12 protein-coding genes and 1 rRNA gene are annotated in these 12658 nt (G+C 47.1%); all 13 read right to left on the bottom strand.

Annotation, left to right across the window (positions count from 1 at the left end; genetic code table 11):
* Positions 1-124, bottom strand: a 16S ribosomal RNA gene (locus L7E55_RS12970); the annotation flags it as partial.
* A gap of 495 nt (positions 125-619) precedes the next feature.
* Positions 620-2140 (bottom strand): lysine--tRNA ligase, encoded by a 1521-nt coding sequence (gene lysS, locus L7E55_RS12965; RefSeq protein WP_277444704.1) that lies wholly within the window; start codon positions 2138-2140, stop codon positions 620-622.
* A gap of 26 nt (positions 2141-2166) precedes the next feature.
* Entirely contained in the window at positions 2167-2643 is a 477-nt protein-coding gene (greA, locus tag L7E55_RS12960) for a transcription elongation factor GreA (RefSeq protein WP_277444703.1), read from the bottom strand.
* Between the two features lie 212 nt (positions 2644-2855).
* Positions 2856-3974, bottom strand: a complete 1119-nt coding sequence (locus tag L7E55_RS12955; RefSeq protein WP_277444702.1) for a shikimate dehydrogenase — start codon at positions 3972-3974, stop codon at positions 2856-2858.
* Between the two features lie 11 nt (positions 3975-3985).
* Positions 3986-4519 (bottom strand): transcriptional regulator, encoded by a 534-nt coding sequence (locus L7E55_RS12950; protein WP_277444701.1) that lies wholly within the window; start codon positions 4517-4519, stop codon positions 3986-3988.
* A gap of 197 nt (positions 4520-4716) precedes the next feature.
* The gene (dusB, locus tag L7E55_RS12945; RefSeq protein WP_277444700.1) at positions 4717-5691 is read right to left on the bottom strand and encodes a tRNA dihydrouridine synthase DusB; all 975 of its coding nucleotides are present in this window, start codon (positions 5689-5691) and stop codon (positions 4717-4719) included.
* Positions 5688-6458: a type III pantothenate kinase gene (locus L7E55_RS12940; protein WP_277444699.1), complete on the bottom strand. Its 771-nt coding sequence runs from the start codon at positions 6456-6458 to the stop codon at positions 5688-5690. Before L7E55_RS12940 ends, dusB begins: the two co-directional genes overlap by 4 nt.
* A gap of 102 nt (positions 6459-6560) precedes the next feature.
* Positions 6561-6842, bottom strand: a complete 282-nt coding sequence (locus L7E55_RS12935) for a late competence development ComFB family protein (protein ID WP_277444698.1) — start codon at positions 6840-6842, stop codon at positions 6561-6563.
* 120 nt (positions 6843-6962) lie between these two features.
* Positions 6963-7535, bottom strand: a complete 573-nt coding sequence (locus L7E55_RS12930; protein ID WP_277444697.1) for a biotin transporter BioY — start codon at positions 7533-7535, stop codon at positions 6963-6965.
* Positions 7536-7764: 229 nt separating this feature from the next.
* Positions 7765-8745: a biotin--[acetyl-CoA-carboxylase] ligase gene (locus L7E55_RS12925; RefSeq protein ID WP_277444710.1), complete on the bottom strand. Its 981-nt coding sequence runs from the start codon at positions 8743-8745 to the stop codon at positions 7765-7767.
* 58 nt (positions 8746-8803) lie between these two features.
* Positions 8804-9661: a carboxylating nicotinate-nucleotide diphosphorylase gene (nadC, locus tag L7E55_RS12920; RefSeq protein WP_277444696.1), complete on the bottom strand. Its 858-nt coding sequence runs from the start codon at positions 9659-9661 to the stop codon at positions 8804-8806.
* 23 nt (positions 9662-9684) lie between these two features.
* Positions 9685-10752, bottom strand: a complete 1068-nt coding sequence (locus L7E55_RS12915; protein WP_277444694.1) for a hypothetical protein — start codon at positions 10750-10752, stop codon at positions 9685-9687.
* A 74-nt stretch (positions 10753-10826) separates the two neighbouring features.
* Complete coding sequence (locus tag L7E55_RS12910; RefSeq protein ID WP_277444693.1) at positions 10827-12596, bottom strand: methyl-accepting chemotaxis protein; 1770 nt, start codon at positions 12594-12596, stop codon at positions 10827-10829.
* Positions 12597-12658 lie beyond the last annotated feature (62 nt).

Raw genomic sequence — 12658 nt, 5'->3', positions numbered from 1 at the left:
GCGTTACTCACCCGTCCGCCACTAAGGTTACAATTCGCAAGCTTCCTCGTAACCTCCGTTCGACTTGCATGTGTTAAGCACGCCGCCAGCGTTCGTCCTGAGCCAGGATCAAACTCTCCATTTATATATGAATAGTTTGTTTTCTTGGCTCTTTTTCTTCTTTCGGAATGTACTGCTCGCTTCTAGCTTTCGCTTCGACGAGAGTCATGTGTTTTCAGTTGTCGGTTGTCTGTTGCCGGTAGTCTTATTGATGCGCGAATAAATTCGTACCTCAATTTATTCTGACTACTGACTACTGACTACTGTGATTTCCATCCATCCACTGTTTAGTTTTCAAAGACCTCTTGTCGCTTATGGTTGCGAAATTTTCCGCAACACATTTGCTACTTTACCACTTTCAATTTCTCTTGTCAAGACTTTTTTATTGCCGGGAAATTAATCATTTGGAAAAATACCCGGGTGATTATATTATCATAAAGAGATAACCATGTCAACATCTCGCCATCATTTTTAGCTAGCAAACTCCTTCGCCCGAGGGTGAAGAGTTCATGGCTTAGGAAAGGGGACACACCTCCCTAACGGGCCTATCTTTGGGGCCGGAGGAATGTCCCCGATTCTATCAATCACGCGGCCTCATTAACGGGAACAAAATGACATCCCTGATTGAAGGTGAGTTCGTCAACAGCATTACCAGCCGGTCAATCCCGATGCCTAACCCGCCTGCCGGAGGCATACCGTATTCTAAAGCGGTAATATAATCTTCGTCCATCATGTGCGCTTCTTCATCCCCGGCGCTTCTTTTTTCAACTTGTTTTAGGAAGCGCCCCTTTTGATCAATGGGATCATTCAGCTCAGAGAAAGCGTTGGCCATTTCACGGCCGTAAATATATAATTCGAACCGGTATGTTAATTCAGGATTTTCAGCTTTGCGCTTGGCCAGCGGCGATATTTCCACCGGGTAATCCATTATAAAAGTGGGTTGAATCAACCTGGGCTCCACTACTTCTTCAAAAACTTTATTTAAAATGGAACCCCATGATTCGCCCGGTTCAATTTCCAGACCGATCTTCGCCTGTTTTACGGCGTTTTTAGCTTCTTCAGCGGTTTTTATTATACTAAAATCAATACCGGAGTGTAACTTGACCGCCTCGAGCATGGGAATCCTTGTCCACTTTGGCGACAGATCGATCTGGGTATCCTGATATTCTATCTTTGCGGTTCCGAACACATCTAATGCAATGCTGGAAACCAGTTCCTCGGTTAAATTCATCATATCGTTATAATCGGCGTAAGCCTGGTATAATTCCAGCATGGTAAACTCAGGGTTGTGCTTAGTGGAAATTCCCTCATTGCGGAAATTACGGTTTATCTCGTAAACCTTTTCAAAACCCCCTACGATTAGCCTTTTCAAGTAAAGCTCCGGGGCAATTCTTAAAAACAGGTTCATATCCAAGGTGTTATGGTATGTGATAAATGGCCTAGCCGCGGCGCCGCCGGCAATACTGTGCATCATCGGCGTTTCCACCTCCAGGAAACCGCGGTTGTCCAGGTAACTGCGCACAGCGCGTACAATTTTACTTCTAGCTTCAAAAACTTCTTTTACTTCCGGATTTACGATGAGATCCACATAGCGCTGCCGGTAACGAAGTTCCACATCCTTTAGCCCATGCCATTTTTCCGGCAGGGGGCGCAACGATTTTGACAACAGTTTTAAGTCTTCCGTTGCGACAGTAATTTCACCCATGCGGGTTTTAAAAACCTTACCGGACACACCAATAATATCGCCTATATCTAATTTACCAAATAATTCATACGCTTGCTGACCAATATCGTTTAAACGGGCGTAAATTTGAATCTGGCCTGTAGCGTCCTGAATATGAGCGAATGACGCTTTACCCATCCCCCGCTTGGACATTATTCTACCTGCCACTACAACAGTACTATTTTCTAATTCCGCAAAATTGGTTAAAATATCTTTTGCCATGTGAGTGCGCTCATAACGTCCGCCATAAGGTTCCACACACTTGTCCCGCAGTTCGGCAAGCTTTTCCCTGCGCACAAGCATTAACTCGTTAAGTTCCTCTTCGGATGAAACCTGCGCATCATCCTTCGTAACGGCGTCTTTTTTCTTTTCAGACATAAATGTTAACTACCTCCGGTACGTACTTACCTCAATATATCCATGATTTGGTATTTTAGTAATCCCGCCGGCACTTGAACCTCAACCACACTGCCCTTGGGCATGCCAAGTATAGCCTTGCCCACCGGTGATTCATTTGAAATCTTGTTCGCCCCGGGGTCGGCCTCCGCGGAACCTACTATAGTATACTTAAACTCGTCGTCAATTTCCAGATCCTTTAACAAAACTACCGAACCGATGGAAACAACTTCAGTGCCTAAGTTCTCATCATCTATTATTCTTGCGTTTCGCAGCATCTTTTCTAAAGTCAAAATGCGGCCTTCAATAAAGGCCTGCTCGTTTTTCGCGTCTTCATACTCAGAATTCTCGCTAATGTCGCCAAAAGCAATGGCCTGTCTGATTCTCTCAGCCACTTCCCGCCGTTTTACCGATTTCAGCTGTTCAAGCTCGTCTTCTAAGTTCTTTAGCCCGTCAACAGTTAAAATTACTTCTTTTTCTTTCATTAACACAGTCTCCTTATCTCTGGAATGACCTTTTAAAAATATATGTAACGTGTCTTTATATATTCATGTGGGTAGAAAAAGCCCCATACTACACTTAAAGCACTGCAAAAAGCGACCCCTCCGCAGTGCTTGATGGTGCTGTTAATTTATTATACAGTCAGGACTTTAGTGACATTATAAGGAGATGCCTCAGATTTGTCAAGGCTATCTTGCTATCTTGACTCCGGAATCAATTCAAAGTTATTATTCATTGCCGGCAGAATTGCGGCACCCCTGGCGTGACGTTTGATCATTTCGATTTCCTGCAAGGATATTGCCCTGCCGAAACTACGGAAGCCGGCCAGTTTAAAGCCGTGTTTTTTTGCCAGCGCGGCGATTTCTTCAACTTTCTCTATGCGCAGCTCCCGGCCGAGCGTAAAGCTTTCAAAGCGTTTTTCCAGTGCCAATACCATTGTTTCAGCCATACAAGCATAAGCCGTCTTAGGAGGGAAACCGAAGTTCAGGTTGAATTCGACATCGCCGGGTACTTCCACGACCCCTCCCTCAATAACAAGAACATCGTCACGCACCTCAGCAACTCTCTTTGACACGTCACGCGGCCGGGCGACGTCACAAACAACCGCGCCGGGCTTCAAATCTTCCGGTTCAATAAGCGTATCTATAGCGCTGGTCACTGTGATCACGATATCGCCGGAGCGAAGCGCTTTTTTACTGTCGGATGTGATTTTAACAGCCAGTCCGGTATCATAAAGCACTTTCGCGGCCAGTTCCTCCAATTTGCGTTCTTCCCTGGCCACCAGGGTCATGCTGCGTACTTCTCCAGCCAAGATCAACGCGCAAACCCGCCCGATGGAACCAGTGGCGCCGAGAATCACCACCGATGCCTTTTTTAAGTCATGACCCATCACCAGTGCGGCCTCCCTGACCGACTGTATAGCCGTGGCCACTGTATAACTATTTCCCGTGGTAACAGGTATTTTTAAATTCCTGGCAACCGTAACACCGGCGTCGCCCACTACTTTTGTAAAAGCGCCCAGGCCAAGTATCTTGGCGCCCAGTTTCTCAGCCAGGCGGCCGCCTTGAATTATTTTATTGATAACATATGCCTGCGGCATACTCATGATCAGCCTGGGCGTCAGCGGGCACGCGATAAACCACCCTTCCGTCTCTCCGTGCTGAGAGTGGATCCCGGTGATTTGAGACGTTTTTAACGGTGGCAGCAGGGCAAACGCCCGCTCCAGCACTTTGTCAGGCATAAGTTTTGCAATCCTGAATTTCCTGACCACATCCCCCGTTGACAGGGGGTGGAGCATGAAGGCAAATCTTTGCAAACTTTAACCTCCTATTCCTTGATTGCCCTGACCAAATCCACTAATTCATCCGGGTCGACATACTTATCTTCTCGAATAGGCGACTCGCCAATCTCAAACCCCACCACTTCTTTGTCTAAAACCGCCTCAAAAATTTTGATCCGCTGATTTGAACCGATCACAAGCACCTGATCAAAAGAGTGGGCTTTGACAATCAAATCCATGATTGCATCAAATAAATCAACACCGCTTTTTTGTTTAACAAATTCCCAACGCTCCTCCTCGGACATCAGAAAAATAAAATCCACGCCTTCCCGCTCCAGAACCTCCCGAATCTCTACTTTATTCAAAACAGGGAAACCGAAGACAGCCAGCCTGCGTCCCTTCCTAATTTCACCTAAATTTTCCAGACGACAGACCAGAGTCCGGTCAACTCCCAGCTTTGAAGCAACTTCAGTTTGGGAAAGACCTTTACCCCTCAGATTCAGCATACTGCTAACAATATGATTAATTTTTCTTCTGCTTATTATCTTCTCCCCAAGACGAATTAAATCCAAAACACACACCCTTTATTTTAGGTATTCAGAATTCAGGAGTCAGGAGTCAGAATATTTCAAGACAATAAACCATTCTCCCATTCTGACTCCTGAGTACTAATAAAGTTTTTGTTCATATGGCTTGGCGCTAACCTGTAAGTATATTATTCTTCATGAGTCAGATAATTATGTGCACATATTTGTGTACACTAAAATATTAACAAAGCTTACCACTCTTCGCAAGTACCACATAAACTCAAATTTAATATCTTTTCCAGTTCCTCTTTAGATCCGGCTCTATTAATCTTTTCCCTCACCTTCGCCGCGCCCCGCTGTCCTCTGGTGTACCAGGCGGCATGCTTGCGCATCTCCCGCACAGCCACTTTCTCACCCTTGTTTTCTATAAGTAAGTTCAAGTGCCGCAGGGCTATCGTCACCCGTTCTCCCGGCCCGGGCTCAGGTAAAATCATGCCGGTTTCCAAAAAATGCAACGTCCTGGCAAATATCCATGGGTTACCTAAGGCAGCCCGGCCAATCATAATCCCGTCACAGCCTGTCTGCTCCATCATTAACAAAGCATCTTCCGGACGTCGGATGTCGCCGTTGCCGATTACCGGCACGTCCACAGCCTTTTTCACCGCGGCGATTATTTCCCAGTCCGCCTTCCCGGTATAAAACTGTGACCGCGTGCGGCCATGTACGGTTAATGCCGCGGCACCCTCACAGGTTAACAGTTTTGCCATTTCTACAGCGTTTACCGACTCTTCATCCCAGCCTTTACGCATCTTAACCGTTACCGGGATCTGCACCCGCTCGACCACTGCCCTGACAATTTCAGCCGCTAATTGAGGATTCCTCATCAGCGCCGCCCCTTCACCGTTCTTGACAATTTTGGGTGTCGGACATCCCATATTGATGTCAATAATAGCAGCGCCGCGGCTTTCCGCAATTTGCGCCGCCATGGACATATAAACGGGGTTCGAGCCGAAGATTTGAACACTTAACGGGCCGCGCTCACCAGCCAGGTTTAGCATTTCACAGGTCTTCGGATTACCATATAAAAGAGCCTGGTCGCTCACCATTTCGGTGCAGACCAGGCCGCATCCCACCTCTCGGGCTAATATCCGGAAGGCCTTGTCGGTAATGCCCGCCATCGGGGCGGATATCACCGGATTGGCCAGCATAACTTGTCCGATCCTCATTTCGGTAAATTCCTCTCGTAAATTAAACGCAACCCGGTCAGGGTCAGGAAAGAGTCCACCCGGTCAATTTCCGAGCTTTCCTGGGCAATCAGCCTGGCAAGACCGCCAGTGGCAATGGCTTTGGCATTTTCACCTAATTCTTTTTTCATCCGCCTGATAATTTCATCGACTTGCCCGACAAACCCGTAGAAAATACCGGACTGCATGCTTGTGACAGTGTTTTTCCCGATAACAGAGGGCGGTTTAACCAATTCGACCCTGGGCAGCTTAGCCGCCCGCGCGAAAAGCGCTTCCGTAGATATGCCGATACCAGGTGCGATCGCCCCGCCCAGATATTCGCCCCTTGAGTTAATAGCGCAATAGGTCGTGGCTGTTCCAAAATCTATTATGATCAGCGGGCAGCCGTACAGTTCAATACCGGCAACTGCATTGACGATACGGTCCGCTCCTACCTCTCTGGGATTTTCATAATGAACCGGAAGCCCTGTCTTAATGCCCGGGCCTACGATCAGTGGTGTAAGCTCAAAATACTTTTGACATGTTCTCTCCAATGTGAACGTCAGTGGCGGAACCACCGTGGAAATTACTGTGGCTTTAATTGAACTCATCTCAAGTTTTGAGATAGCGAACAATTCTTTAAGCATGATCCCATATTCGTCGGCTGTGCGTTCACGTCTTGTGGATATTCGCCAGTCCGCCACTAATTCGCTGCCTCTGTAGACTCCCAGAACTATATTTGTATTGCCGACATCAAAAACCAGGATCATTTCCGTCCCCGCTTTCATGTAAAATGCTACTGTAGAATGTCACCATACAATTTTACCAAAGAGCCCGGCAAGGTGCAACCTGTGGCTCAGATTCATCAAGTTTCAGTTTTCTTCCCTTAAATGGTGCGGTTTTTTGCTCACAATATCAATGGCTTCAGTTACAACCCTGATAATATCCACTTTGTTTTGTTGTTTCAAGGAACCCACCCTCAACAAAACCTCACCTTCCGCCGTAACCACGTAGGAAGGAGACAGCTTGTTCAGCGCAATCGCCGCCATGTCTAACTTGCAGCGTTCACACTTGCATATTTCCTGATAATTTCTCAGGATGTCGTCAATAGTCTCCCGTACTAGAATTTCCATGACATTAACCAGACGGAGCATTATGTAACCAACTCCTCATTGCAATCTGGTAAATTAATTCTTCATATATTAAAATACTCCTTTTATTAAGAAAAAAAACAATGAATCAGTCTATCAAGACCTTTTGGCATACGACGCGGTTCATGTCCGGTCGACACCGTATGCGTCCAACCTCCGGTAGACCGCCCTGGCCAGTACCGTGGCCACTGCCGCTTTAACCAGGTCAAGGGTAATGAATGGGATGAAACCGATTTTCAAAACTTGCATCACAGAATAAGTTTTACCCAGATAAAAAGTCAAAATAGCATAAAGATAAGGCAATCCAACCACATTATAAACTATTATTCCGGCAAGCATAGCAATAAAATAGCGCGCGTAACTTCTCTTTTCCGGATTTTTTAGCAGAGCGCCGATAACATATGCGCTTCCGATAAAACCAAGCAGGAAGCCAAAAGTCGGTTGAAAAACATATGACGGCCCGCCAAAGGGAGCGGTGGCAAATACCGGTAAACCTACCAAACCCAGCAAAATATATACAACAATACTCAGCGCCCCCAGGCGTGGTCCTAACAAGCCACCCGCAAGCATAACCACAAAAGGCATAAGACTAAAAGGCACAACAGAACCGGCGTAGCGCACCAGCATGGCGGCAACTACCGCCATTGCGGCAAAAACCGCGGTCATAGTAATATCACGCGCTGAAAACCTGGACATAAAATCAACCTCCCCCTGTAAAATAAGTATTCAGGAGTCAGAATTCAGAATAATATAAAACAACAAACTAACCATCCTTTTATTCTAATTCCTTGATTCCTAACTCCTTGTCTCTTGTCTTCTGACTCCTGACTCCTGACTACTGACTCCTGACTTCTTAAACACTATCCCGCCCGCCACAATGCGTAAACCATCACCCACAATAAAGTTGACATTTAAATTAAAATTTTTACACCCGCAATGAGACGTCGCCTGCTATCAGCCGCTGCAGCCCGCCGTCCGGGAGACGCAACAACAGCGCTCCGTCAGCGTCCACATCTTCCGCCCAACCCTCCCAGGATTTATTCAAGGTATGGATACGTACCGGACAATGCAATGAAACAGACAACTCTTTCCATTTGGCTAGAATTACTGAAAAGCCCTGTTCCAGCCAAAGCATATACCATTGTTCATACTCCTCCAGTATTGCCTGCAGCAAACTGACCCGGGCTAGCTCAACCCCCTTTTCCACCTTCAGAGAGGTAGCAATATCACGCACTTCTTCAGGAAAATCAGCAAGCTCCTGGTTGACATTCAGGCCGGCGCCTACCACCAGATAATTAATTTTATCCAATTCAGCGCTCATTTCAGTGAGGATGCCACAGATCTTCCTGCCCTCCACCAGCAGATCGTTCGGCCACTTGATGCCCGCAGGCACCCCTGTCTTTTTTCTAACCGCCAGAGCCATGGCTACCGCCGTCACCATGGTCACTTGAGATGCCTCGGAAGGATTGACGGGCGGATAGAGGAGCAAGGAAAATTTAATATCCTTATACTTAGGCGAATACCATTCCCTACCCAACCGGCCTTTACCCCCGGTCTGCTCCTCGGCAACAACAAGCGAGCCGTCACGCGCACCTTGTAAGGCTAATTCCTTAGCCACATCATTCGTAGAAGAAACACTGTCATAATAATAAACCTCATGACCGAAAAACTTACTGTTCAGCCCGTCCAGAATCTCCTCGGCATAAAGCCTGTCCGGAACACTAACTAGTGAATAGCCCGCGCGCGGACGGGCTTCAATTTCATACCCATCCTCCCGTAAGGCCTGTATATGCTTCCAGACCGCGGTCCTGGTTACATTGAATTTTTTACATATGTCTTCACCGGAAACATATTCGGGCCGGAACTCTTTTAGAAGCCGGAGAATAGCCCTTTTCAAAATAACCACTCCCGTAAGATATTCTAATCTTTTGCCCATAAAACGTCAACATTTATTACTGATAAAGTTAACGTTTATCGAGCTTTATTTCTACTAAATCCAGGCTGATATCAAGAGATTTAACCGAATGAGTTAACGCCCCAACTGAGATCAGGTCAACGCCGGCCGACGCTACCGCCTGGATATTTTCCTCGGTGACACCACCTGACGCTTCCACCAGCGCCCGGCCTGCCACAATCGCCACGGCCTCACGCATCATCTCCACAGTCATGTTGTCCAGCATAATAATGTCAGACTTGACTTCCAGCGCCTCTCTCAACTGTGCCAGGCTCTCTACTTCAACTTCAATTTTCGCGGTATGGGGGCTGGCCCGTCTGGCCGCTTTTACTGCATTGGTGATACCACCCGCTATTTTAATATGATTGTCCTTAATCAGTACGGCGTCATACAAGCCAAAGCGATGATTGTGTCCACCACCCACCCTGACAGCGTATTTTTCCAGCATTCTCAAACCAGGTGTGGTTTTCCTGGTATCTATAATACGCGACCTTGTACCAGCCACTAATTTTACTAAATGAGCTGTCTTAGTGGCAATTCCCGAAAGGCGCTGGAGAAAATTCAGCGCCAGCCGCTCACCGGTCAGGATTGCCCGCGCGTTGCCGCTAACCTCAGCCAACACCCGGCCACGCTCTACAAGCTCACCGTCACCAGCCCGTGCTTGAAATTGCAATGCCGGGTCAAGACAACGGAAGACCTCATCCACCACCTGCATCCCCGCTAACGTACCGTTTCCCTTGGCCTTAATATAACCGGTTGAAACGGCATCTGCGGGAACGATACTGTTGGTGGTCAAATCTCCGGTACCGATATCTTCATTTAAGCAATCTACGATCAGTTTACGCAATTCAATCACGTTAAACTCCAATGAACGCCCCCCGTTCCACCAGATTAAATATCATAAGTTTTCTTTATATAATTTACAGTAAACTCTTTCAATGAGGTCTTCTGCGGATCAAAACTGCTAGTCAGCGTCTGGGCATATTCCTTGTCAAAAACATAAGACCCTTCGCCCAAATCCCTGGTAATCCCTTTGCGGACAACCAGATATCTGGCAAAGCCTTCGGTCAAATTTTCTTCTATCCACCCTTCCCAAGTATAAGGAATATCATCCTTATACTTGCCTGCTAGCTTTTCATCTTTTTTCAGCTTTCGGGCCATATACTTAAACGACCAGGTATCTGTAAATGTTTCGAAAAATGGCGCGCTAAATTCATTAAATACCGCAGTCCAGATCTTTTCAGGAGTCCTGTTCCACTGGACAGTTGTTATGGTGTCCTTTTTCCGCGAAAAAACCGACATCCCGATAATTCTCATATTTAATTGAAGCTCAACGTTTTGCAGCTTTTTCTTCTGGCGAATACCGGTTTCCTTTTCTATAAAGTTGACGATATCGAAGTTTTTATCAACCATAGCCATTGTTTTATCGACCTTCCGCTGCAAAAGCGGTTTAATTTGCTCATAATGCGGCAAGGCGCAATTAGCGCCGTACCATGAATAAAAATCCACCAGCAAATCTCTTTGATTCCTAAAACACCGTTCCTCACGGATAAATTTAATGATCTCATCAAAACTCGCTGTTTGTTTTCCGTCCTGGATCAAACATTCAATCATATACTGCGGGTCGTAATTGGCCAGGATTGTTTTTAACTGGGTGCGGCGGTGTTCGTCCCAACCACTATAGGTGTCATACAGCCAGCTATAATGTCCGGCATATTCCGCGTCGCCGATGGCTTTCTCCTTTAGCCCGGCCCACATTGCCTGATCCTTTACGTTCGCCCGGTAAATTTCCTCTGAAGATTCAAAAAGAAAAATACTAAAATCTTCAACTTTTATCACCAGCGGGCTGCCTGTTCTACCAACCCCGACAGGCCACCATGAACAGCCTGTAAATATAACTGTTATCACCGCAAATAAACATATATATAACGAAATAATCTTCAACGATTTATTTTTCAACTGCCTTCCCACTCCCAACAAATGCTATCTTATATGAACTGTTACGAAAGTATACCGCTAACAATTTAAGATTGTCAACTTCTTGAGTTATTCCCGGCATCATCAACATCCTGTCCTGCTCTTCCCACTTGTTCAGCAGCAACGGCCACATCCTTGGCCTTCTCGCTTAAATCCTGCACCAGTCCAATGATGGCGGCCAACGACTGGTTAACATGCTGCATCATCCGTTCATTTCGCGGCATCTTTTTCTTACCGTCTTCCGAGACAACCACAGCAGCTGATTGCTGCTTTACTTCACTGACAATCCTGCTGATCAACCGGCTGATTTCCGCAGCCGACTCAGCAGAACTTTCAGCCAGATTGCGCACTTCATCGGCAACCACAGTAAACCCTTTACCCGCCTCGCCGGCCCGGGTGGCTTCAACAGCGGCGTCCAAAGCCAGCTTATTGGTCTGACCGGCTATAGCGTTGATCGCTTCCACGAACTGCCCCACATCATCAATAGCTTGGTTTAAAGTGTTCAGTGACGCTGTCACCTGGTTGGCTGAACGTTCTATTTCCCGCATCGTATTTACAACATTATCGATACCTTGACGATCATGCTCCGTGCGGAAAGAGACTGCGCCGGCTTCTCCGCCTCCAGGGCCTGTTCCGGCTTTGCCCGCGCCGGATACCGGTATTCCCGCGTTTTGAACCGCCGCCGCGGTTTGGTCAGCCTTGACAGCCAGCGCTTTAGCTATATCGGACACCCGGTTGCCGGCTACGGCAATATTGTTAACCAACTCCTTAGTGTCCTGTCGCATCTGGTCAAAAGACCGGGCCAAGTAACCGATCTCATCACCGGTATCTACAACTATTTCCGTATCCAGGTCACCCTGGGCCACCCGGCTGGTTGCGGTAATCAGGTCACTGATCGGCTGAACTGTTTTACTGGTAAAATACCAGCCCAAAATCAGTAACAGCAACGTGGTAATTACGATTATTGCGGTGAGTTGCCGGGTCAGGTTGTCAACTGCGGCAAAAACCTCATTGCGGTCGGCTACCACCGCCAGGATCCAGCCGGTCGACGGAATTGGCTGGTAATTTAGAATGGAGTTGACTCCCATAAAGCCGTATTCTGCCACACCAGCTTTATCTATTATCATTGTTTTAATCATATCCGCCATTTGCTGTGTTACTGGTCCACCGGTTTTCGAAAAATCCACACCGAGCAATTCTTTGTCCGGGTGGGCGATACACGTGCCATTGGCGTCAATAATATAAGCACGCCCATTTTCCCCGTGTCTCATGGCAGCCACCTCGTCAGAAAGCCTTTCCAGGCTCATCAGGCCGATCAACACGCGAAACAACCGGCCGTCCCTTTTCACCGCCATCCCGATGGCTACCGATATTTTACCGCCACTTCTGGAAATAATGGGCTCGGACACAACAATGTCCTGTCCGTTCAAGACTGCCTGAAAGTATGCCCGGTCGGACGCATCCACCCTGCTGCCGTCAACGGCAAACGCTGTTCCGTCTAAATCCGCCAGAGATATCAAATCAAAATAATATCCTTCCTGGTTTAAATCACGATTGAGTTCAGCAAGCAAGTAAGCCTGCGCCGCATTCTTGTCGTCACCTTTAACCGTAGCGGTATTTGCCAGTACGCTTAACCTGTCAATATGCCTCCGGATTCTTTCATCAACCATCTTACTGTTGGCTAAAGCACTATCCTGAAGAGCGATACGCAACTGCTCAGCCTGGTCCCGCCTGGCGGCAACAACAGCGATTAGATTGGTGGCTATTAACACCATTACTGCCAGTAACAGCAAAGCGAGAATTTTTGACTTGATGCTTTTGAACAAGATGTATCCCTCCCGTCAAATGCTAAAGACTGAACAATTATATATTTCGACTTAAAAGCCGC

It is taken from the genome of Pelotomaculum isophthalicicum JI (assembly GCF_029478095.1).
GTDB lineage: Bacteria > Bacillota > Desulfotomaculia > Desulfotomaculales > Pelotomaculaceae > Pelotomaculum_D > Pelotomaculum_D isophthalicicum.
This window is presented reverse-complemented; position numbering and strand designations above follow the sequence as displayed.

What these genes read in the sequence shown, in the direction of transcription:
- lysS (WP_277444704.1), bottom strand. Translation starts at nt 2,140, where the DNA reads ATGTCTGAAAAGAAAAAAGACGCCGTTACGAAGGATGATGCGCAGGTT.
- dusB (WP_277444700.1), bottom strand. Translation starts at nt 5,691, where the DNA reads ATGAGGATCGGACAAGTTATGCTGGCCAATCCGGTGATATCCGCCCCG.
- L7E55_RS12935 (WP_277444698.1), bottom strand. Translation starts at nt 6,842, where the DNA reads ATGCTCCGTCTGGTTAATGTCATGGAAATTCTAGTACGGGAGACTATT.
- L7E55_RS12940 (WP_277444699.1), bottom strand. Translation starts at nt 6,458, where the DNA reads ATGATCCTGGTTTTTGATGTCGGCAATACAAATATAGTTCTGGGAGTC.
- greA (WP_277444703.1), bottom strand. Translation starts at nt 2,643, where the DNA reads ATGAAAGAAAAAGAAGTAATTTTAACTGTTGACGGGCTAAAGAACTTA.
- L7E55_RS12930 (WP_277444697.1), bottom strand. Translation starts at nt 7,535, where the DNA reads ATGTCCAGGTTTTCAGCGCGTGATATTACTATGACCGCGGTTTTTGCC.